The sequence below is a fragment of the Allobosea sp. GW822-FHT05A11 genome, assembly GCF_058800455.1.
The window spans coordinates 79,670-99,188 of sequence record NZ_JBXAMI010000004.1 but is presented as its reverse complement, the minus strand read 5'-3'; the positions used below and the strand labels follow the sequence as shown (position 1 = coordinate 99,188).

Sequence of the window (19,519 nt, the reverse complement as noted above, 5' to 3'; positions counted from 1 at the left end):
GCCTCTATTCATTCGTGGGATTCTCACAAACGCGCGAGGAAGTCGAGGACAGCCTGCTTGTGGCTCTTGTCGCCGACCGCGAGGTTATGGTCGCGCCCGATGATGTCGAAGGCCTCGGCGCCGGGAATGAGCTTCGCCAGTTCCGGACCGGAGCCGGACACATCGTCCTTTGTTCCCACGCTGATCAGCGTGGGCATCGAAATCTGGCCGACCTGCTCGGCGGTCAACGTCTGGCGCGAACCGCGGATGCAGGCCGCGAGCGCCTTGAGGTCGCTCCTGGTCTGCTCGGCGAAGGCGCGGAACATCCGCTGCATCGGGTCGGTCAGCCCATCGAGCGAAGGCGCCTCCATCGCATCGGCGATGCCGAGCGGCAGCCCGACGCCCTCGACCAGATGGATACCGAGCCCGCCGAGCAGCAATGCCTCCAGCCGTCGCGGATGCGCCAGCGCCAGATGCGCCGAGATCCGCGCGCCCATCGAATAGCCCATCACCGCCGCCCGCGGGATGTCGAGATGGTCCATCAATCGGCGCACATCCTCGGCCATGATCTGCGAGGAATAGGCGGCGGGATCGTAGAGCTTCTCGCTCTCGCCATGGCCGCGATCGTCGAGCGCGACGACGCGATAGCCGGCATGGGTCAGCGCCTTCGTCCACTGGGTATTGACCCAGTTGATGATGTGCGAGGAGGCGAAGCCATGGACGAGCACGACGGTGCGGTGCTTCGGCTCGTCGCTGGTCGGCGCCATGTCGATGAAGGCGATCTTCACGCCGTCGGAAGAAAAGCTCTGCATGCGGGTCTTGGGTCCAGCTCGGACGATCGGAACGGTGCTCTTTCCCTGCCACGGTCGAACCGGTTTGTGTACCCGCCATGGTGCGGCTTGCTTATGAGCGCCCGCCATGATGAACGATGAACATGACCCAGCCCGCCATTCGCGAATCGTCACGTCTTGCCATCGTCGACATCGCCCGCGGCCTCGCGCTGCTGGCCATGTTCGTCTATCATTTCGCCTATGATCTCTCGAGTTTTCGGCTGATCGAGACCGATATCGTCGCCGAGCCGGGTTGGCGGCTGTTCGCGCGCGGCATCGCCGGCACCTTCCTCGCCATCGTCGGCTTCAGCCTCGTCCTCGCGACGCGCAAGGGCTTCGACAGCACGGCTTATCTCAAGCGCCTCGCCATGGTCGCGGGCGCGGCCGCGCTGGTCACGCTCGGCACCTGGCGGTTCATGCCGGGAGAGTTCATCTTCTTCGGCATCCTGCATCATGTCGCGGTCGCGAGCCTGCTCGCCCTGCCCTTCCTGCGCCTGCCGACCATCGTCGTCGCGCTCGCTGCGGCAGTCGCCTTTGCGTTGCCTTCCTTCGTCGCCCATCCGCTGCTCGACCAGCCTTGGGCGGCCTGGATCGGCTTCTCCCGCGCGGAAATCCACACGGCCGATTTCGTGCCGGTCTTCCCCTGGTTCGGCTGCGTGTTGAGCGGCATCGTGCTGGCCCGCCTCATCCTGCCGCGCCTGGCCGGCACGGCGCTCGCTGGCTGGCGCCCCGGCAGCAAGGCGACCCGAATCGTCGCCTGGGGCGGGCGCCACAGCCTGCTGGTCTATCTCGTCCACCAGCCGCTCTTCATCGGCACGTTGATGCTGGCAACACAGGTCATCGCCCCGCCCTCGCCGGAAGAGCGTGCCTTCCGGACCGATTGCCAGCGCAGCTGCGCCGGCCCAAATGCCCCCGAGCAGGTCTGCCGGATGGTCTGCGCCTGCACCGTCGAAGGGCTCAAGCGCGAGAAGCTCTGGCAGAAGGCGCTCGACAACCTGCTCTCGCCGCAGGAAAGCACCCGGATGACCGAACTCGCCCAGGGTTGCCTTCGCGACGGGCGCTGATGCGAAACAGCGCACTGGCGCCCGGCGGGCTCACGCGATAGGTTGCGCCGCAATTCCAGCCTTTCGAAGAGCGACGACCATGGCCGCGACCGGCATCCCGCATTTCCACAACGACCCCGGCGTCCCCGTCATCCAGGTCGGCGCGCATGAGTTCATGTGCATCGGCGCCAAGCCGCCCTTCGACCATCCGCATGTCTTCCTCGACATGGGCGCGGACCACGAGATCGTCTGCCCCTATTGCTCGACCCTGTTCAAATACGAGCCGTCGCTGAAGGACGCCGCCTGCATCCCGCCGGAATGCGCCTATACGGAATCGGCCAAGGCCGCCTGAGGCTGAAAACACTCCACCGGTGGCGCGGGTACTGAGGGGCATCCGCGCCTCGTCTTCCAGCTCTTTCATCGAAGGCGTCCGATCCCCGTGTCCGCTCCTCATTTCGTCATCGCCGGCGCCGGCATCGGCGGCCTGACCATGGCCCTGTCGCTGGCACGGCGCGGCATCGCAGCGACCGTCGTCGAGAAGCGCACCGGTTTCGGCGAGACCGGGGCCGGCCTGCAGGTCACCTCCAATTCCGGCCGCGTGCTCGATGCGCTCGACCTCGCCCTGCCGCTGAAGCGCATCAGCGTAACCTCGCACGGGCTGATGATCCGGCGCTGGGCCGATGGCTCGCAGGTGCTGGAGATGCCCTCCAGCCCCGAGCGCATGCCGACGCCGTTCCGCATGATGAAGCGCAACGACCTCCATACCGTGCTGCTCGACGCCGCCCGCGCCATGCCGAATATCCGCCTGATGGTCGGCCGCAGCGTGGACGAGGTCAGCCAGGCTGCCGACGGCGTCACGGTCGGCCTCACGGCGCGCGACGGAATCGGCGGGACGCTCTCGGCCCTTGGGCTGATCGGCGCCGACGGCCTGTGGTCGCGCGTGCGCGATCTCACCGGCGACGCCTCGCCGCCGGTCTTCACCGGTTACGAAGCCTGGCGCGCCGTCGTGCCGGCCCGTGCTGGCGACAAGCCGCGCGTGACACTGCATATCGGCTCCGGCCGCCACGCAGTGCATTACCCCGTTGCCGCGGGCCGGGAGATCAACCTCGTCGTCGTCCGACAGGCGAAGGAAGCCCGCGAGGGCTGGTCCCGCGAAGGCGACCGCACCATCGTAACCGATCATCTCGCCGGCGCATCCCAGGCCTTACGCGATCTCACCGGCGCCGCGGAAGGCTGGCAGGTCTGGTCGCTGTTCGATCGCAAGCCGGCCGCCATGGCCAAGGGCCGGATCGCGCTGATCGGCGATGCCGCCCACCCGATCCTACCCTTCCTTGCGCAGGGAGCGTCGCTCGCCATCGAGGATGCCGCCGTGCTCGCCCGCCTGCTCGCCGAGACGCTCAGTCGCGATGGCGCGCCGGGAGTGCCCGCAGCCTTCGCGGCCTATGCCAAGACCCGCGCCCAGCGTGTCGCTCGTGTGCAGGAGGAAAGCCGGGGCAATGGCCGCAATTACCATATGGGCTGGCCGCTCAGCATTGCCCGCGATTTCGCGCTGAAACGGCTTGGGCCGAACGGCCTGCGCAACCGCTATGGTTGGCTCTACGATTGGCAAGACACGGCCTGACCTCGTCAAAGCCGCAATCGCTTCCTATCTCTGTGCCGAGGGAAGGAACAGACATCCTATGATCCGCGTCAATCTCTACGAGCAGCTCAACGGCCGCGCCCGCGCCATACCGCGCTGGCAGGCCTGGCTCGCCATGGCGGCAAGCCTGATCGTCGGCGTCGCGCTTTTCGTGCTGGCCGCGAGCCTCGCGCTCATCCTGATTCCGGTCGTGCTGGTCGTCGGCGCGATCGCGGTCTGGCGTCTCAAGGCCAAGCTGAAGGCGGCCGGCATCGACCCCGCCAATCCGTTCGCCAACCAGCCGCGCCAGCCGGACCGGGTCGAGGTCATCGACGCCGAATACCGCATCATCGAGCCGGACGAGCCGCGCCGCTGAGCCTCAGAAGCCGCCCTTCAGGACGATGCCGGCGACGGCGCAGATCGCCAGGACCGGCATCATCCCGAGCTTGAAGCGCAGCAATGCGATGGCAGCGCCGGCCGCCAGCAAGGCCGCACGCCAGTCCAGCGAGGTCAGGACCGGCACCTCCGGGCTCATGCCGAGGAAGGACAGGCTGGAGACCTCGCGGAAGAGGACGTGCAGCCCGAACCAGAGCGCGAGATTGGCGATGACGCCGACCACGGCCGCGGTGATCGCCCCGAGCGCAGCCGAGATCGCCCGGTTGCCGCGCAGAGCCTCGACATAGGGCGCGCCCAGGAAGATCCAGAGAAAGCAGGGCGCGAAGGTCACCCAGACCGTCAGCAGCGCCCCAAGCCCGCCGGCGACGAGCGGCGGCAGGCTGCCCGGCGCCCGGAACGCGGCGAGGAAGCCGACGAATTCGAGCACGAGGATGAGCGGCCCCGGCGTCGTCTCGGCGAGGCCGAGCCCGTCCAGCATTTCGCCGGGCGCGAGCCAGCCGAAACCGTCGACCGCCGCCTGCGCGACATAGGCCAGCGCCGCATAGGCGCCGCCGAAGGTCACCACCGCCATCGCGCTGAAGAAGCTGCCGACCTGCGTCCAGACGCTGGCGGAGCCGGCGACCAGCCAGAACAGCGCCACCGGCCCGAGCCAGAGCGGCAGCCAGACGGCGAGCACGCGGGCAGCCCGCCCGGCCGAGGGCCTGATATGGTCGAGCTCTCCGCGCGCAAGCAGAGCGTCGAGCAAGCCCTCGCCCGCGGCATCTGCCGCGCCGCCGGCACCGCCCTTGCCGAACCAGCCGGGCCGAATGCGATTACCCAGCCAGCCCGCGAGCCCCGCGAGCAGGACGATGAGCGGGAACGGCAATTTGAACAGGAAAATGCCGGCGAAAGCTGCAACGGCGATGCCGACCATCGCGCCGGTCTTCAGCGCCCGGCGGCTGATTCTCAGTCCCGCCTCGATGACGATGGCAAGCACCGCCGCCTTCACGCCGAAGAAGACCCCGTCGACCAGCGGGACATGCCTCCAGGTGACATAGAGGATGCTGAGACCCAGCATCACCAGCGCGCCGGGCAGGATGAACAGGAGGCCTGCGATCAGGCCGCCGATCGTCCGATGCATCAGCCAGCCGATATAGACGGCGAGCTGCTGCGCCTCGGGTCCGGGCAGAAGCATGCAGTAGTTCAGCGCATGCAGGAAGCGCTCTTCGCCGATCCAGCGTCGCTCCTCCACCAGCTCCCGGTGCATCAGCGCGATCTGGCCGGCCGGCCCGCCGAAGGACAGCAGACCGATCTTCGCCCAGATGCGGGTCGCCTCGCCAAGCGTCGGCAAACGCGCCGCATTTTGCACTGCCATCTCAGCATCCGTTTCCGCGACGCTCATCGCTGCGCCTCCCCGGCCGGCTTCGGCACTGGCCAGTTATGGGTTTCCTCACCCGCATCACGGCACCAGCGATAGAAGGCATCGTAGAGCAGCATGCCGGCCTCGAGCTGTTCGAGATCGTGCTTGTACATGCGCGACAGCCCAAGCGAGGCCGCAAGCAGGCCGGCCGCCTGCGGCTCGGCCTCCAGCGTCGCCGTATCGGCCGCCCGCACGATCCGCGCCAATCGGTCGAGCGCGGGCGACGCCAGCCGGAATTCCGCGATCATCGTATCGAAGGTGCAAAGCGGCCCGCGATGGCTCCAGAACACGCCGTCGATATCGAAAGGCGTGGCGCCGAAGCGATCGGCCACCGCCTCGACCTCGGAGGCCGCAACGAAGAGGAACACGGCGCGCCGGTCTATGAAGCGGCGGATCAGCCAGGGACAGGCAATGCGGTCGACTTTCGGCCGCGCCCGCGTCACCCAGACGCTGCCGCCGGATACCCCTGGCGAAGGCAAACGTTCCGGCGAAAAGGTCAACCCACCAGCCTGTCGCCAGGCCTGATGACCGCCTTCAAGAGTTTCCGCGGTGATGCCGAGATGCCGCAGCCAGGCGGCGGCACCTTCGCTGAGCTTGAGGCCGCGATGGCAGACGACCACCACACGCCGCTGCCCGGCGAATTCAGCGCCCCATTCGGAAACGGCGCGATAGTCGCGGCGAACCGAACCCGGCAGGAAGACGGGATCGGCGGCGACATCCTCATCGATGCGGACATCGATGATGGCCGGCGCATCGGGAAGGCCGACCAGCCGTGACAGCTGGGCGACCGTGATCTGTTCGTTGGAAGACATGGCTTGCGTCCATCCTGAGCGAGGAAGTTGGACGCGAACATTGGGCCGAAGCCTCACGGGGTCGTCGCGATGCACCCCTTGGCGACGACTAGACCACGTGGGCTCCGCCGGCGTCAACGCCGGCGGCCGTCTCACTCGATCCGGGAGACCAGGATCTTGTCGATGCGGCGGCCGTCGAGATCGACGACCTCGAAGCGCCAATGCCCCTTGTCGAAGCTCTCGCCGACATTCGGCAGATGGTTCATCTCGGCCAGGATGAAGCCCGCAACCGTCTGGAAATCGGCATCGCGCGGGATCGGGATACCGAGTTCATGCGAGAACTCGTCGACCTGCATCCAGCCGGCGACGAGATAGGAACCGTCGGCGCGCGTCACGATCGCCGGCTCGTCCTCTTCCTCCTCCTGGAAGGCGCCGATGATCGCCTCGAGCACGTCGCCGGGGGTGATGATGCCCTCGAAATGGCCGTACTCGTCGAAGACCAGCGCCATATGCACGCGACTTGCGCGAATCTCGCGCAGCACATGCAGCGAGTCCGCCGTGTCCATCACGATCGGAGCTTCCTGGACCAGCGCGCGCAGATCGCCTCTGTCGCCGGCCTGAAGGAATTCGATCAGGTCCTTGACCACGACCACGCCGACGATCGAATCCGCCTCGCCATCCTGCACGGGCAGGCGCGAGCGGCGCGTCGCGCGCAATTGCTCGCGGATTTCCTCGGCGCTGTCTTCGAGGTCGATGACCTCGACCTCGCGGCGCGGCGTCATCAAGGCGCGAGCCGAACGGTCGGCGAGGCGCATCACGCCTGCAATCATTTCGCGCTCGTCGCGCTCGAGCACGCCGGCGGTCTCCGCCTCGGCAATGATGGTGCGGACCTCCTCCTCGGTGACCCTCTCTTCCGACTCGCCCTTCTGGCCGAGCAGGCGCAGGACGGCCTTGCCGGAGACGTCGAGCAGGAACACCAGCGGCGCACCGACCTTGGAGAGCAGCGACATCGCCGGTGCGACCCGCGCCGCGACCCGCTCGGGATCGCGCAGCGCGATCTGCTTCGGCACGAGCTCGCCGAGGATCAGCGAGAGATAGGTGATGGCGACGACGACAAGACCGACGCCGAGCGTGTCGGAAACTGATGGCGAGAAGCCATGCGTGCCCAGCCATTCCGACAGGCGCGCGCCAAGCGTGGCGCCGGAGAACGCGCCCGAGAGCACGCCGACGAGCGTGATGCCGATCTGGACTGTGGAGAGAAAGCGGCCGGGGTCTTCTGCCAGGCGCATCGCGGTGGCGGCGCCCTTATTGCCCTGATCGCTGAGAACCTTGAGGCGCGCCGTGCGTGACGAAACTACGGCGAGTTCCGACATGGCGAGGAGACCATTGACGATCGTCAGCGCCACGACGATCAGGATTTCGGTTAACAAAACCAGCCTGCTTGCTGCGAAGCCACGACATCTGGCGGCTCGCTTCCTGCCCCCTTATAGCGGATCATCGCCCCAACGCGATGGGCCGGATGAAAGATTCGTGAGCGGATGATGAGCAGGCCGAGTTTCTGGCAGCCGACCGCCGATACACAGCTCGGCGCCGATCCCCGCCTGCGGGCGCCTTCCGCCCAGCGCAATCGCGATGCGATCCTCGCCGTCCTGCACGACGTGCTGCCGCAATCCGGGCGTGTGCTGGAAATCGCCTCCGGCTCCGGCGAGCATGCCGTGCATTTCGCCCGCGCCCTGCCCGACCTGACCTTCCAGCCGAGCGATCCTTCTCCGGATGCGGTGGCGAGCATCGCGGCCTGGACCCGGGAATCCGGCCTCGGCAACATCCTCCCGCCGGTCGTCGTCGATGCGACAGCGCTGCATTGGCCCGTCGAATCCGCTGATGCGATCCTCTGCATCAACATGATCCACATCGCGCCCTGGGCCGCGGCGGAGGGGCTTTTCCGGCAGGCGGGGCGCCTCTTGAAGCAGGGCCAGCCGCTCTATCTCTACGGCCCCTATCGCCGGCCGGGCCGGCCGCTCGAACCGGGCAACGCCGCCTTCGACGAAAGCCTGCGCAGCCGCGATCCGGCCTGGGGTCTGCGCGATAGTGATGCGGTCGCGGCGCTTGGCGCGGCAAACGGCTTCGGCGCGCCCGAGATCGTCGAGATGCCCGCGAACAATCTGAGCGTGATCTTCAGGAAGAGCTGACTGCCGATGGCGCGATCGCGCAAACCGGAATCACGGTGGTGCGGACGGCGGGACTCGAACCCGCAAGCCTTTGAAGGCGCAAGATTTTAAGTCTCGTGCGTCTACCAGTTTCGCCACGTCCGCAGCGGGCACAGCGATAACGGGCAGCGTCAGCCGGCGCAAGCCTTGGCGATCGCGCTCCGGCCGTGCAGCGCTCAATGCGGGCGGGCGGGCTTGTACCACTCGACCCCGTCGGGATCGACATAGAGCCCCGGCTTGACGTCAGACCCGATGGTCTTCTCTTCCATCGGGACGCGCACCGTGTCGTCACGGTCGCCGCGCTTGACGTAGGGAGCGGCGCCCTGGCCGGAATGGCCATGCGCACCGCGCCCGACGCTGCTGGCCTGGCCGATGATACCGCGCCGGCCCGCGACCTTGTCCTGCAATTCCGTCACCGAGCGCCCGGCAAAGGCGACCTTGGCCGTGCCCTCGACCACCGGCAGGGCGCGGCGCGCGGCGCCCTCGCCCGTCACGCGAACGCCGATGAAGCGCGGCACATAGCTCGCCCCGCCCTTGCCGAAGGATTCCCAGCCGCCGGCCGAGACCATCTGGGCGCCGCAGCGCTTGTGGTTGCGCTCGCAGGCTGCGCGCGAGCCATAACGCGGCGCCGCCTGCTCGAATTCGGCGCGGGCATTGCGATAGGCGAACTCGCACTGCTCCGCCGTCAGCTTGCCGGCCTCGATGCACTCATCGCGGCGCATATAGAGCGCGGTCTGCGCCTGGGCCGCGAGATCGGACGGCCCCGCGAGCGACAGGGCGGGAGCAAGAGTGGCGACGCGCAGCAGCGCGAGGGCGGAACCCGGAATCATCATCCAGCGTAATAGAATTACAATTGTGGCCATAAGGTAGCGAGGCCGCCTCACAGCAGCGCCCGCCGTGACGCTGCGAGCTCCCGCGTCGAGCCGTAGTCGATCTTGCCGTTGCCGAGCACGGGAATCGCCTGCGTCACCAGGATCGCGCGCGGTACCCACAGTTCCGGAAAACCTTGCTGCTTCGCAGCTTCCTGCAGAGCCGCCCGGTCGGCATTCGGCGTCTCGGTGACGAGAACGAGCTGCTCGCCCTTGCGTGCATCCGGCAGCGCGACGACGACATGGTTCTGGTCCGGCCAGATCTTGGCGATCATGGTCTCGACCGCCGCGAGCGAGACCATCTCGCCGCCGAGCTTGGCGAAGCGCTTGGCCCGGCCGCGGATCGCGACGAAACCGTCCTCGATCACGACGATGTCGCCGGTATCGTGCCAGCCACCTTCCGGCGGGATGATGCGGCCGGGCTGCTCGGGATCGAGATAGCCGGCCATGACGTTCGGCCCGCGCACGGTCAGACGTCCGCCCTCATGGATACCCTCCACCGGCTCCAGCTTGGCTTCGATGCCCGGCAGGAGCTTGCCGACGGTGCCCTCCCGCATCGCTGCCGGCGTATTGACGGCCAGCACCGGCGAGCATTCGGTGCAGCCATAGCCCTCGAGGATGGTGGTGCCGTAGGGCTCCCACATCCGCTTGGTCTCGGCCTTCACGCGCTCGGCGCCGGCCACGACATAGCGCACGCTGCCGAGATCGCCCTTTTCCGCAGCACGGGCGTAACCCTGGAGGAATGTGTCGGTCGCGAGCAGGAAGGTTGCCTTCATGTCGCCGATCAGCTTCGGGATCTGCTTGTAGTGCAGCGGGCTCGGATAGAGCACGACCTTCATGCCGTGCAGCAGCGGCACCATCAGCCCGGCCGTCAAACCGAAGGAGTGGAAGGCCGGCAGCGGATTCATGAACACGTCCCGCTCGGAGATCGCGCCTGCGGCGTGGGCAAAGACCTGCCTTGCGTTCGAGACGATATTGGCATGGCTCAATGCCACGCCCTTCGGCTTGCCCTCGGTGCCGGAGGTGAACAGGACAACCGCGATATCATCGGGCTGCGCTTCATGGGCGCGATGGACGAGCCCCGGCGCCAGGCTCTGCAAGGCACCGAGCGCCTTGTCGAGACTGGTGATCTCCTTGCGGATATCTTCGAGATAGACGACCCGGCGCCCCTCGCCCAAAGCCGCGATCTCGTCGTCGAGCTTGCCCTGGTCGACGAAGCGGCGCGAGGTGACGATCGTCTTGAGCTCAGCCAGTTCGGCAGCCGCGCGCAGGTTGCGGACGCCGGCCGTGAAGTTCAGCAGCGCCGGCACCCGGCCATAGGCGAAGAGCGAGAACAGCGTCACTGCCATGCCCTGCATGTTCGGCAAGAGCACACCGACATGCTCCTTCGGCGCCGTCAGCGCCGCAAGCTTGCGCCCCAGCACCAGCGCGCCGAGCACGAGCCGGCCATAGGTGATCGGCTGGCGCTCGGGGTCCTCCAGCGCGATGCGGCCCTTGCCATGGCGGGCGATGGTCTGAAGCAGGGCGCGGAAGATCGTGATCCGCGCGCCCGCAGCCTCGAAGCTGGTGGCGGCCATGCCTGGCGCGTCTCCCCGTCGGCGTTTCGTCTGTCGGTCAAACTAGTGGGATCGACCCAGGTTTCAAAGCCGGTCCAATTCGACATGACGTCATGCCGAGGCGACGCAGTGGATCACACGATATTTTACCCGGATCATATTGCCAGGAGTAATTCACCCGGATAATAAGCTCGCAATCAAGGAGCCTCAGGGTTGGAATCCATGCCCCACACTGCCTTTCACGACGCCACCCGCATCGCCGGTGGCCCGCTGGCCGCCATCGCGCTCGCGGTGAAAGCCGCCTTCACCGCCGATCCAACCGCCGCGATCCTCGTCTTCGACGATGCGACCGGAAAGGTGGTCGATCTCGACCTGCGCGGCAGCGATGCCGAGATCGCGGCGCGCTATGCCCCTCGAACAGACGAAGCAACCGATACACCGCGCGGCAGAGGACGTCCGAAGCTTGGTGTCGTCGCTCGCGAGGTGACCTTGCTGCCGCGTCATTGGGACTGGCTCGCTTTGCAACCGGGCGGTGCCTCGCAGGCACTCCGGCGGCTCGTCGACGATGCCCGGAAGAGCGATGGCGGACGCAGCCAGGCACGAGCGGCACAAGAACGCGCCTACGCTTTCATCGCGACGATGGCGGGCGATCGCGAAGGTTTCGAGGAAGCCTCGCGTGCCCTCTTCGCCGGAGATGGCGAGCGCTTCGCCGAGCACAGCCGAAGCTGGCCCGCCGATATCCTGGCCTATGCACGGGAGTTGCTTGCTGGCTTTGCCCTTCCGGAGCCGAAGCTGTGACCGCCTACCTCGCTCCGAGCTGGGAAGCCGGCCGCGATCTCTTCCGCCGCAACATCGTCGGCGAGGTCGTGATGCTCAATCTCCTGCGCTTTCGCGATATCGCCGACTATGCGGCCACGCCCGAGCTGGCACCGGCGGAAGCGATCAGCGGAGCAGAAGCCTTCCACCGCTACATCAGCCATACCTTGCCCTATCTCGAAGCAAGCGGCGGTTCGTTGCTCTTCATCGGCGAAGGCGGGCCCTTCTTCATCGGCCCGGAAGCGGAGCGCTGGGACCGCGCGATGCTGATAAGGCAGTCCTCCGTGGAGAACTTCATCGCCTTCGCCAGCCATGAGGGCTATCTCGCCGGCTATGGACACCGCCTGGCCGCCATCGCGGATTCCCGCTTGCTGCCGCTGGTCGGGATGGCGCGGCCTGCGGCAACCGGTGCTGCTGCATAGACGCAACGCCGGGGCGGGCTGCGCCCGGCGCATTGCTGCAACCTGCGCCGACAGGCATAGCCGCCGCATCGCATGTTTCCGCAAGGCCCTTCCATTCATGACCTCCCGCGCACAATGGCTCGGCATTCTCTGCGGCCTGCTGACCGCATTGATCTGGGGCGTCCAGTCCGTCGTCTCGAGACATGCCATGCTGATCGACCTGACCCCGGCCGATGTCACGATCCTGCGCTTCGTCTCTGCCGCCGCCGTGCTGCTGCCCTGGTCGCTCCGGCATATGCGGCCGTTCCCGGTCGGCTCGCTCGGCTGGCCGCGGGCCTGGGTGATGGCGCTGCTGATCGGCCCGCTCTACAGCCTGATCCTCGTCGGCGGGGCCTCCTTCGCCCCGGCGCTGCACTCGTCGATCATCTCGCCCGGGCTGATCCCGGTCTTCACCGCGCTGCTGATCTTCCTCGTCACCGGCGAGCGGGCCGGGCGGATGCGGCTCGCCGGCCTCGGCATCATCGTGCTGGGCATCGGCATCTTCTCGCGCGATGCGCTCGCGATGGCGCCATCCCGGCCCGACGCCTGGATCGGCGACCTGCTTTTCGTGCTGATCGCCTTCCTATGGTCGATCTTCGGCCTGCTCGCCCGCCGCTGGGGCGCTAGCTCGCTGGAGATCACCGCGGCCTCATGCATCCTCTCGGTGCCGCTGCTGGTGATCGTGGCGCTGGCGCTGCCGATCCATATGGCACGCGTGCCCTTCTCCGAGCTCGTGCTGCAGGCGCTCTACCAGGGGGTTCTGGTCGGCGTCGTCGCGCTCTATCTCTATGCCCGCTCCGTCGCGACGCTGGGCGCAGCCAAGGCGACATTGTTCCTGCCGCTGGTGCCGGTGGCGACGGCGGCCGCCAGCGCTCTGCTGCTGGCCGAGACGCCCTCGCCTACCGAATTGGCCGGCATGGCGATCGTCGTCTCGGCATGCTGATCGCGTTCCGCTCGCCCTCGACGGGCTGAGGCGAATACGCGGCGTCTCAGCCCTTATGCCCTTTGGCGATCGGCTCGACATAGGTCAGAGCCATGTCCCACGGGAAATAGATCCAGGTGTCCTGGCTGACCTCGGTGACGAAGGTGTCGACCGTCGGCACGCCGGCCGGCTTGGCATAGACCGTGGCGAAATGCGCATTCGGCAGCATCTCGCGCACCACACGGGCGGTCTTGCCGGTATCAGTGAGGTCGTCGACCACCAGCACGCCCTTGCCCGTGCCGTCGCCGATCGCCTTGATGTTCGGGGCGATGTCCTTGAGCACCTTGAGCTCGGACTGGTTCTTGTAGTCGTGATAGCTCGCGACGCAGACGGTCTCGATCACCCGCAGGCCGAGCTCGCGGCAGATGATCGCCGCCGGCACCAGGCCGCCGCGGGTGATGCAGACCATCGCCTCGAAGGGCCCCTTCTCGGCAAGGCGCCACGCGAGAGCGCGGGCATCGCGATGGAACTGATCCCAGGAAACCGGGAAAGCCTTGTTCGAGGACGGTTCGGCCATGGACAGCGCTCCGGACTTGGCCCGACGCGAAAGGCGCGGGTTTCCGACCGAAAAGCCTATCGGCGCGCGCCTGACAAGAGGCACGCGCCGAACATCCCCAACCGAACGTCATTCGGTCCTGTCAGAATTCCGTCCAGCCATCCGCTCCGCCGCCGGATGCGACGCGCCGGCCGCGCGGAGCTGCCGGCACCACCACGCGCGGTGCCGGTGGGGCCGAATGAACCAGCTGCGGCGCAGCCCTGTGCCGGTCGCCGCCGAGCTGGAAGGCCGAGACCATCGTGCTCAGCGCCGCGGTTTCCTGCTGGAGATCGCGGGCGACCTTGGCGCTCTGCTCGGCAAGGAGCGAATTCTGCTGCGTGATCTCGTCCATATGCGCGACGGTGCGGGCCATCTCGTCGATGCCGTTGGCCTGCTCGGTCGTCGCCTGCGAGATCTCGCTGACCGTCGAAGCCACCTTGGAGGCAGCGCCGACGATCTCGCCCAGCGTCGTTCCGGCATCCTTGACCAGGCCGACACCAGCTTGAATCTGCTGCGTAGAATTCGCGATCAACGCCTTGACGCCATTGGCGGATTCGCTGCAGCGGGCAGCGAGTGCCCGCACCTCGGTTGCGACCACGGCGAAACCACGCCCGGCATCGCCGGCCCGCGCCGCCTCGACCGCGGCGTTCAGCGCCAGCAGGTTAGTCTGAAAGGCGATCTCGTCGATCATCGAGATGATCTCTGAAATTCCGGACGAAGCCTGTTCGATCCGCCCCATCGCCGCGACTGCCTCGGTGACGATGGCGCCGCCGCGCGCCGCAACCGCGCTCGCCTCGTTGCCGAGCTGGACCGCCATCCGCGAATTGCCGGCGCTGTGCTTCACCGACGCGGCAAGCTCCTCCGTCGTCGCCGCGGTTTCCTGCAGGCTCGATGCGTTGGCCTCGGTCCGCTCCGCCAGTTGCTGGCTGTCGGCGGTGATCTTGAGGGACGCACCGTCGATACGGGCCGAGATGTCGCTGACCGTGCCGACCACCTCAGCCAGCGTATCGAGCAGGTCGTTGACGCCGGCGCAGAGCGTGGCGACCTCCCCGGTCTTGCCGTCGAGCGGCACACGACCCGTCAGGTCCTTGCCCTTGGCCCGGTCGATCACCGCGCTCGTCTCCTTCACCGCCGCTTCGAGCTGCTTGCCCTTGAAGGTCGCGGTGATGTCGGAGGCGAATTTGACGACCTTATAGGGACGCCCCTGCGCATCCAGGATGGGGTTATAGCTCGCCTGGATCCAGATCTCCTTGCCGCCCTTGCCGATGCGCCGGTACTGGCCGGCATCGTATTCGCCCTTGCCGAGACGCTCCCAGAAGGCGCGATAGGCCGGCGTCTCGCGCTCCGCCGGGTCGACGAACAGGCGGTGATGCTGGCCGACGATCTCGGCCAGCGAATAGCCGAGCACGCTGAGGAAATTCTCGTTTGCCGTCAAAATCTTGCCGGCGAGATCGAATTCGATCACGGCTTGCGCCTTGTCGATGGCAGCGCGCTGCCCTTCGAGATCGGCGAGGCGGTTCTTCTGCTCGGTCACGTCGAAGGCGTATTTGATCACACCGACCGGCTTGCCGCCCGCCCCCAGGATCGGGGTGTAGCTCGCCTGGATCCAAATCTCCTTGCCGCCCTTGCCGAGCCGCAGGTACTGCCCGCGTGAGAACTCGCCGCGGCCGAGATCGGCCCAGAACTGCTTGTAAGCTGGGCTGCCCTTCTCCTCGGGCGTCACGAAGATGCTGTGATGCTGCCCCTTCACCTCCGCCAGCGTGTAACCGACCGCCGACAGGAAGTTGTCGTTGGCATCCAGGATCTTGCCGTCGAGATCGAACTCGATCCGTGCCTGCGAGCGGTTGATGGCGTCCAGCTGTCCCGCAGCATGCCGGTTCGCGAAAAGGCCGGAAAAGAGCGGCATCCATATCCCCCTTCGGCGCGGCCCGCGGATCAGGCGTCCTTGTGGCCAGCGTCGTCGTGAAAGCCCCTATCGGATACCTACAGCGCCCGGGCGCGGCAGGCGGCCGAATGCTTTCCGACCACCCACCAAGTATCACTCAAATTAATTTATGAATGATTGATGACTAGAATATATCTCAACTTGAAGTAGAAAATCTATCTATTAAAAGCACTTCATACATATAGCAGACATAATAAGGCTGCACGAAGATTAGATCACGATTTATAAAAACACAAACGCTCCGTAAAGTTGTATAAAAACCGCAAAAGTTGTAGAATAAACTTTCTTCAGAGTGATCTCTGCTTCTCGACAGCGACCATCGCTTTCACCGCAGCCATTGCTGCAAGCAGTTTCTCTGCGTCGCGCGATCTCACGACGATATTCGTGTCCGGTCCGGTTTCAGACCAGAACGGATAGGAGCCGATCGAAACCTCCGGATGGGCCCTGGCGACCTCGGCAAGCGGCCCGCCGATATCCCCCTCGCGCAGCCCGGCCCGGACCGTGTCGGACAGCATTTTCGCCCCCGTCTGCAAGGTCGGCCCGATGACGTCGAGCATCGCCTGCATGATCGCGGGCACGCCGGCCATGACGTAGACGTTGCCGATGTTGAAGCCAGGCGCCTTGGAGATCGCATTCGCAACCAGTTCGGCCCCGGCGGGGATACGCGCCATCCGCATGCGGGCTTCGTTCAGTTCCTCCGGCGAGAAGCGTTCGGAGAGCATCGCAACGGCGCGGGGGTCATGGTCGATCGTGACGCCGAAGGCGGCCGCGACGGCATCCGCCGTGATATCGTCATGGGTCGGCCCGATCCCGCCGGTGGTGAAGACATAAGTGTAGCGGCCGCGTAGCGCATTGACCGCCGCGACGATCTCTTCGGACACATCGGGCACGACGCGGACTTCACGCAGGTCGACGCCGATATTGGTGAGATACTCGGCAATGTAGCCGATATTCTTGTCCTTCGTCCGTCCAGACAGAATCTCGTCGCCGATCACCAGGATCGCGGCCGTGACGATGGTGGCGGAACTGGATTCATTCACGGACATGGCGTCGGCGCTCCTAGCTTGCGCACAAGAGCTAGGCTTTCCCCGCGAAGTGCTCAAGCTCCGCCGCGGGCGCGCCCGTCATGCTTTAGCCGCGCGCTCAGGCCGGCTTGCGCTCGAACACCAGGTTGAGCCGTGTCTGGGCGACGAGCCTGTAGCCGCTGCGCCCGAGCAAGCCGGCAAGATCGGTCTGCCAGCGCTGGCGCGAATCCTCGATGATGATGAAGCCCGGCCAGAGCGCTTGCGGCGCGTCGCGCAGGAAAGGTTCGAGAATCAGGTCCTCGGCGCCCTCGACATCGAGCTTGACCGCGTCGATGCGCTCATAGCCCTCGCCCTCGACCAGCGAGAGCAGCGTCATCGCCGGCACCTTGACCGAAGTCCCGGCACTCGAATTGAGGATGCGGACGCTCGATTCCCCGCGATTGGTCGGATCGATGAACAGGGTCAGTTCACCCGGCTTGTCGGCGAGCGCGCAAGCCACCGCCTTGACCGTCCCGAACGGGTTCTGCGCGATGTTGAAGGCAAGGCGGGCGAAGATCTCGGGCTGTGGCTCGACCGCCAGGATGCGCGCGCCCCGCCCGGCCCGCGCCGCGACGAAGAGCGAGTAGGCGCCGATATTCGCGCCGATATCGATGAAGGTGAAGCCGTCGCGCAGCCGCGAGACCAGCAGCTCCCGCTCGATCGCGTCGAAATATTGCGGCGTGAACAGCACCCGCTTCTCGCAGACATTCCCGTCCGGATAGAGGCGCATCTTCGCCCCCAGCGACTCGATGTCGACAGGCGCACCGTCGAGCGAGCGCAGGCCGAGGCGCCGGAGCGCATAGGCCACCTTGCGCCCGAGGAAGCTGTCGGAGGCTGCCCGCGTCCGGGCGATGATGCGGGCGAGATAGGCTTTCGGAGCGAAGGTGCCGAAAGGCCGCTCTTCCGCCGGGTTCTGTTCGATGATGGTCATTGCGCCCGCCTGATACACCTCGCCGCGCCCGCGCGCCAGTCCGCCAGTCACCCGCCTCTCGCGCTCGACCGGCTTGCGTGCGCCATTAAACGCAATAGATATGGGGCAAGGAGTTTTCCGCGCGCAATGACCTTCGAAGACACCATCGGCCGCTCGCGTTCGCGCGAGCCCGCCATCAAGATTCACGGCCCCGAGGCCTTCGCGGCCATGCACAAGGCCGGCCGGCTGACCGCCGCGGGGCTCGACATGCTCGGCTCCCATGTCAAGCCCGGCGTCACCACGCAGCGCCTTGACGAGCTCGCCTTCCAGTTCGCCATGGACAACGGCGCCTATCCGGCGACGCTGTTCTATCGCGGCTACACCAAGTCGATCTGCACCTCGATCAACCATGTCGTCTGCCACGGCATTCCCGACGACAAGCCGCTGCGCGAAGGCGACATCCTCAACATCGACTACACGCTGATCGTCGACGGCTGGCACGGCGATTCGAGCCGCATGTACGGCGTCGGCGAGATCTCGCGGAAGGCCGAGCGCCTGGTCGAGATCACCTATGAGAGCCTGCAGCGCGGCATCAAGGCCGTGCGCGCCGGCGCCACCACCGGCGATATCGGCTTCGCCATCCAGCGTTATGCGGAAGGCGAGCGCTGCTCGGTGGTGCGCGATTTCTGCGGCCACGGCATCGGCCAGCTCTTCCACGACGCGCCGAACATCCTGCACTATGGCAGCCCCGGCGAGGGCGTGCTGCTCAAGCCTGGCATGGTCTTCACCATCGAGCCCATGATCAATCTCGGCAAGCCGGGGGTGAAGGTGCTCTCCGACGGCTGGACCGCCGTGACCCGCGACCGTTCGCTCTCGGCCCAGTTCGAGCATCAGATCGGCGTCACCGAGCAGGGCTGCGAGATCTTCACGCTCTCGCCCGGCGGCCTCGACAACCCGCTCGTTGCAAAATGAGCGTCGGCATCGGCAAGGGTGCAGGTAAGGGACCGCGCAAGGCGCCCTCGCCGGCCAGCCCTTCCGACGCCGGCACGCCGCACTATCGCGGCCATCGCGAACGCCTGCGCACGCGTTTCGAGGAATCCGGCGCGGAAACCCTGCCGGATTACGAGTTGCTGGAGCTTCTGCTTTTCCGCTCGATCCCGCAGCGTGACGTCAAGCCGCTCGCCAAGGAACTGATCCAGCGCTTCGGCTCCTTCGCGGAAGTGCTCGGCGCCCCAGCCTCACGCCTGACCGAGGTGAAAGGCGTCGGCGAAGGCGTCGCGCTCGACCTCAAGATCGTCGAAGCCGCCCTGAAACGCATGGCCAAGGGCGCCGTCGGCAAGCGGCCGGTGCTTTCCTCCTGGTCCTCGGTGCTGGACTATTGCCGGATGGCGATGGCCTTCGCCGAGCGCGAGCAGTTCCGCATCCTCTTCCTCGACAAGAAGAACACCCTGATCGCCGACGAGGTGCAGCAGACCGGCACGGTCGACCATACGCCGGTCTATCCGCGCGAGGTGATGCGCCGCGCGCTGGAGCTGTCGGCCTCCGCGATCATCCTGGTCCACAACCATCCGTCAGGCGATCCCACCCCATCCGGCGCCGACATGCGGATGACGCGCGAGCTGGTCGATATCGCCAAGCCCCTGGGCATCGCCATCCACGACCACATCATCGTCGGCCGCGACGGCCATGCCAGCTTCCGCAGCCTCGGACTGATCTGATGACGAAACTGGCGGTCAAGCGCGTCTACGATCCCCCGGCACCCGGTGACGGCAGGCGTATCCTGGTCGACCGACTCTGGCCGCGCGGCGTCTCGAAGGACCGGATCGATCTCTGGCTCAAGGATCTCGCGCCCAGCGACGCGCTGCGCCACGAATTCCACGGCCATCCCGACCACTGGGACGAGTTCTGTATCGCCTATGCGACCGAGCTTGGCAGCCCGCCGGCCCAGGCCGCTCTCGCGACCCTGGCAGCCGAACGGAAGCAGGGCCCGGTCGTCCTGCTCTATGCGGCGAAGGACGAGAACCGGAACAATGCGGTTGCCCTGCGCCTCTGGCTGGACGCCCGCCCGAATTCGGTCCAAGAATAGCGCAGGCATGGCCGCCCGGCGCGGCGCGACGAAGGTACAGCCGCTTCATGCGG

At 66.6% G+C, this 19,519-nt stretch carries 21 protein-coding genes and 1 tRNA gene; 11 read left to right on the top strand and 11 right to left on the bottom strand.

Annotation, left to right across the window (positions count from 1 at the left end; all coding sequences use genetic code 11):
- Window positions 1-23: 23 nt before the first annotated feature.
- The gene (locus tag AC1RLU_RS14295; protein ID WP_492796349.1) at window positions 24-791 is read right to left on the bottom strand and encodes an alpha/beta fold hydrolase; all 768 of its coding nucleotides are present in this window, start codon (window positions 789-791) and stop codon (window positions 24-26) included.
- A gap of 122 nt (window positions 792-913) precedes the next feature.
- Between AC1RLU_RS14295 and AC1RLU_RS14290 the strand changes: the two genes are divergently transcribed.
- The 4 genes from AC1RLU_RS14290 (at window position 914) to AC1RLU_RS14275 (ending at window position 3,846) form a co-directional block, all read left to right on the top strand.
- The gene (locus AC1RLU_RS14290; RefSeq protein ID WP_492796348.1) at window positions 914-1,873 is read left to right on the top strand and encodes an acetyltransferase domain-containing protein; all 960 of its coding nucleotides are present in this window, start codon (window positions 914-916) and stop codon (window positions 1,871-1,873) included.
- Between the two features lie 79 nt (window positions 1,874-1,952).
- The gene (locus AC1RLU_RS14285) at window positions 1,953-2,204 is read left to right on the top strand and encodes a zinc-finger domain-containing protein (protein WP_492796346.1); all 252 of its coding nucleotides are present in this window, start codon (window positions 1,953-1,955) and stop codon (window positions 2,202-2,204) included.
- Window positions 2,205-2,291: 87 nt separating this feature from the next.
- Window positions 2,292-3,473, top strand: coding sequence for an FAD-dependent monooxygenase (locus AC1RLU_RS14280; protein WP_492796344.1), 1,182 nt, complete (start codon window positions 2,292-2,294; stop codon window positions 3,471-3,473).
- Window positions 3,474-3,531: 58 nt separating this feature from the next.
- Window positions 3,532-3,846, top strand: a complete 315-nt coding sequence (locus tag AC1RLU_RS14275; protein ID WP_492796342.1) for a hypothetical protein — start codon at window positions 3,532-3,534, stop codon at window positions 3,844-3,846.
- 3 nt (window positions 3,847-3,849) lie between these two features.
- Here the strand turns inward: AC1RLU_RS14275 and chrA are convergent, their stop codons facing one another.
- The 3 genes from chrA to AC1RLU_RS14260 form a co-directional block, all read right to left on the bottom strand.
- Window positions 3,850-5,247: a chromate efflux transporter gene (gene chrA / locus AC1RLU_RS14270; RefSeq protein WP_492796340.1), complete on the bottom strand. Its 1,398-nt coding sequence runs from the start codon at window positions 5,245-5,247 to the stop codon at window positions 3,850-3,852.
- On the bottom strand, window positions 5,244-6,077 hold the full coding sequence (locus AC1RLU_RS14265) for a chromate resistance protein ChrB domain-containing protein (protein ID WP_091856593.1): 834 nt from the start codon (window positions 6,075-6,077) through the stop codon (window positions 5,244-5,246). The genes chrA and AC1RLU_RS14265 overlap by 4 nt, the downstream gene beginning before the upstream one ends.
- Before the next feature lie 131 nt (window positions 6,078-6,208).
- Window positions 6,209-7,471: a hemolysin family protein gene (locus AC1RLU_RS14260; RefSeq protein WP_210244405.1), complete on the bottom strand. Its 1,263-nt coding sequence runs from the start codon at window positions 7,469-7,471 to the stop codon at window positions 6,209-6,211.
- A gap of 126 nt (window positions 7,472-7,597) precedes the next feature.
- Here AC1RLU_RS14260 and AC1RLU_RS14255 point away from each other — a divergent pair, with 126 nt between their 5' ends.
- A complete protein-coding gene (locus tag AC1RLU_RS14255; RefSeq protein WP_492796338.1) occupies window positions 7,598-8,245 on the top strand; it encodes a DUF938 domain-containing protein in 648 nt (215 codons plus the stop codon).
- 36 nt (window positions 8,246-8,281) lie between these two features.
- Here AC1RLU_RS14255 and AC1RLU_RS14250 read toward each other — a convergent pair.
- From AC1RLU_RS14250 to AC1RLU_RS14240, 3 genes are all read right to left on the bottom strand, one after another.
- Window positions 8,282-8,368 (bottom strand) — tRNA-Leu (locus AC1RLU_RS14250).
- Window positions 8,369-8,439: 71 nt separating this feature from the next.
- Window positions 8,440-9,093 (bottom strand): DUF1190 domain-containing protein, encoded by a 654-nt coding sequence (locus AC1RLU_RS14245; RefSeq protein WP_492796337.1) that lies wholly within the window; start codon window positions 9,091-9,093, stop codon window positions 8,440-8,442.
- Window positions 9,094-9,143: 50 nt separating this feature from the next.
- A complete protein-coding gene (locus AC1RLU_RS14240) occupies window positions 9,144-10,709 on the bottom strand; it encodes an AMP-binding protein (protein ID WP_492796335.1) in 1,566 nt (521 codons plus the stop codon).
- Between the two features lie 201 nt (window positions 10,710-10,910).
- On the opposite strand from AC1RLU_RS14240, the gene AC1RLU_RS14235 reads away from it, so the two are divergent.
- From AC1RLU_RS14235 to AC1RLU_RS14225, 3 genes are all read left to right on the top strand, one after another.
- Entirely contained in the window at window positions 10,911-11,486 is a 576-nt protein-coding gene (locus AC1RLU_RS14235; protein ID WP_492796333.1) for a DUF2239 family protein, read from the top strand.
- Window positions 11,483-11,926 (top strand): DUF1330 domain-containing protein, encoded by a 444-nt coding sequence (locus AC1RLU_RS14230; protein WP_492796332.1) that lies wholly within the window; start codon window positions 11,483-11,485, stop codon window positions 11,924-11,926. Before AC1RLU_RS14235 ends, AC1RLU_RS14230 begins: the two co-directional genes overlap by 4 nt.
- A 97-nt stretch (window positions 11,927-12,023) precedes the next feature.
- Window positions 12,024-12,887 carry a DMT family transporter gene (locus AC1RLU_RS14225; RefSeq protein ID WP_492796330.1) on the top strand — a complete coding sequence of 288 codons (864 nt, stop codon included), beginning with the start codon at window positions 12,024-12,026 and terminating at the stop codon, window positions 12,885-12,887.
- Between the two features lie 46 nt (window positions 12,888-12,933).
- Here the strand turns inward: AC1RLU_RS14225 and gpt are convergent, their stop codons facing one another.
- The 4 genes from gpt to AC1RLU_RS14205 form a co-directional block, all read right to left on the bottom strand.
- Window positions 12,934-13,443 carry a xanthine phosphoribosyltransferase gene (gene gpt / locus AC1RLU_RS14220; RefSeq protein ID WP_061967013.1) on the bottom strand — a complete coding sequence of 170 codons (510 nt, stop codon included), beginning with the start codon at window positions 13,441-13,443 and terminating at the stop codon, window positions 12,934-12,936.
- A gap of 121 nt (window positions 13,444-13,564) precedes the next feature.
- Window positions 13,565-15,367: a methyl-accepting chemotaxis protein gene (locus tag AC1RLU_RS14215; protein WP_492796328.1), complete on the bottom strand. Its 1,803-nt coding sequence runs from the start codon at window positions 15,365-15,367 to the stop codon at window positions 13,565-13,567.
- A 326-nt stretch (window positions 15,368-15,693) separates the two neighbouring features.
- On the bottom strand, window positions 15,694-16,452 hold the full coding sequence (locus tag AC1RLU_RS14210; protein ID WP_492796326.1) for a competence/damage-inducible protein A: 759 nt from the start codon (window positions 16,450-16,452) through the stop codon (window positions 15,694-15,696).
- Between the two features lie 97 nt (window positions 16,453-16,549).
- On the bottom strand, window positions 16,550-17,401 hold the full coding sequence (locus tag AC1RLU_RS14205; RefSeq protein WP_492796325.1) for an FkbM family methyltransferase: 852 nt from the start codon (window positions 17,399-17,401) through the stop codon (window positions 16,550-16,552).
- Window positions 17,402-17,527: 126 nt separating this feature from the next.
- Here AC1RLU_RS14205 and map point away from each other — a divergent pair, with 126 nt between their 5' ends.
- From map to AC1RLU_RS14190, 3 genes are read left to right on the top strand one after another with little or no spacing between them, the layout of a single operon-like run.
- Window positions 17,528-18,352, top strand: coding sequence for a type I methionyl aminopeptidase (map, locus tag AC1RLU_RS14200; protein ID WP_492796323.1), 825 nt, complete (start codon window positions 17,528-17,530; stop codon window positions 18,350-18,352).
- A complete protein-coding gene (gene radC / locus AC1RLU_RS14195; RefSeq protein ID WP_492796322.1) occupies window positions 18,349-19,098 on the top strand; it encodes a RadC family protein in 750 nt (249 codons plus the stop codon). The genes map and radC overlap by 4 nt, the downstream gene beginning before the upstream one ends.
- On the top strand, window positions 19,098-19,466 hold the full coding sequence (locus AC1RLU_RS14190; RefSeq protein ID WP_142112156.1) for a DUF488 domain-containing protein: 369 nt from the start codon (window positions 19,098-19,100) through the stop codon (window positions 19,464-19,466). Before radC ends, AC1RLU_RS14190 begins: the two co-directional genes overlap by 1 nt.
- The last annotated feature ends 53 nt before the right edge of the window (window positions 19,467-19,519 follow it).

Excerpts from the sequence above, each read along its gene's own strand:
- AC1RLU_RS14235 (WP_492796333.1), top strand. The coding sequence starts at position 10,911 with ATGCCCCACACTGCCTTTCACGACGCCACCCGCATCGCCGGTGGCCCG.
- AC1RLU_RS14205 (WP_492796325.1), bottom strand. The coding sequence starts at position 17,401 with ATGACCATCATCGAACAGAACCCGGCGGAAGAGCGGCCTTTCGGCACC.
- map (WP_492796323.1), top strand. The coding sequence starts at position 17,528 with ATGACCTTCGAAGACACCATCGGCCGCTCGCGTTCGCGCGAGCCCGCC.
- chrA (WP_492796340.1), bottom strand. The coding sequence starts at position 5,247 with ATGAGCGTCGCGGAAACGGATGCTGAGATGGCAGTGCAAAATGCGGCG.
- AC1RLU_RS14190 (WP_142112156.1), top strand. The coding sequence starts at position 19,098 with ATGACGAAACTGGCGGTCAAGCGCGTCTACGATCCCCCGGCACCCGGT.
- AC1RLU_RS14215 (WP_492796328.1), bottom strand. The coding sequence starts at position 15,367 with ATGCCGCTCTTTTCCGGCCTTTTCGCGAACCGGCATGCTGCGGGACAG.
- AC1RLU_RS14295 (WP_492796349.1), bottom strand. The coding sequence starts at position 791 with ATGCAGAGCTTTTCTTCCGACGGCGTGAAGATCGCCTTCATCGACATG.
- radC (WP_492796322.1), top strand. The coding sequence starts at position 18,349 with ATGAGCGTCGGCATCGGCAAGGGTGCAGGTAAGGGACCGCGCAAGGCG.
- AC1RLU_RS14265 (WP_091856593.1), bottom strand. The coding sequence starts at position 6,077 with ATGTCTTCCAACGAACAGATCACGGTCGCCCAGCTGTCACGGCTGGTC.
- AC1RLU_RS14255 (WP_492796338.1), top strand. The coding sequence starts at position 7,598 with ATGAGCAGGCCGAGTTTCTGGCAGCCGACCGCCGATACACAGCTCGGC.
- AC1RLU_RS14285 (WP_492796346.1), top strand. The coding sequence starts at position 1,953 with ATGGCCGCGACCGGCATCCCGCATTTCCACAACGACCCCGGCGTCCCC.
- AC1RLU_RS14275 (WP_492796342.1), top strand. The coding sequence starts at position 3,532 with ATGATCCGCGTCAATCTCTACGAGCAGCTCAACGGCCGCGCCCGCGCC.
- AC1RLU_RS14290 (WP_492796348.1), top strand. The coding sequence starts at position 914 with ATGACCCAGCCCGCCATTCGCGAATCGTCACGTCTTGCCATCGTCGAC.
- AC1RLU_RS14245 (WP_492796337.1), bottom strand. The coding sequence starts at position 9,093 with ATGATTCCGGGTTCCGCCCTCGCGCTGCTGCGCGTCGCCACTCTTGCT.
- AC1RLU_RS14240 (WP_492796335.1), bottom strand. The coding sequence starts at position 10,709 with ATGGCCGCCACCAGCTTCGAGGCTGCGGGCGCGCGGATCACGATCTTC.
- gpt (WP_061967013.1), bottom strand. The coding sequence starts at position 13,443 with ATGGCCGAACCGTCCTCGAACAAGGCTTTCCCGGTTTCCTGGGATCAG.
- AC1RLU_RS14225 (WP_492796330.1), top strand. The coding sequence starts at position 12,024 with ATGACCTCCCGCGCACAATGGCTCGGCATTCTCTGCGGCCTGCTGACC.
- AC1RLU_RS14210 (WP_492796326.1), bottom strand. The coding sequence starts at position 16,452 with ATGTCCGTGAATGAATCCAGTTCCGCCACCATCGTCACGGCCGCGATC.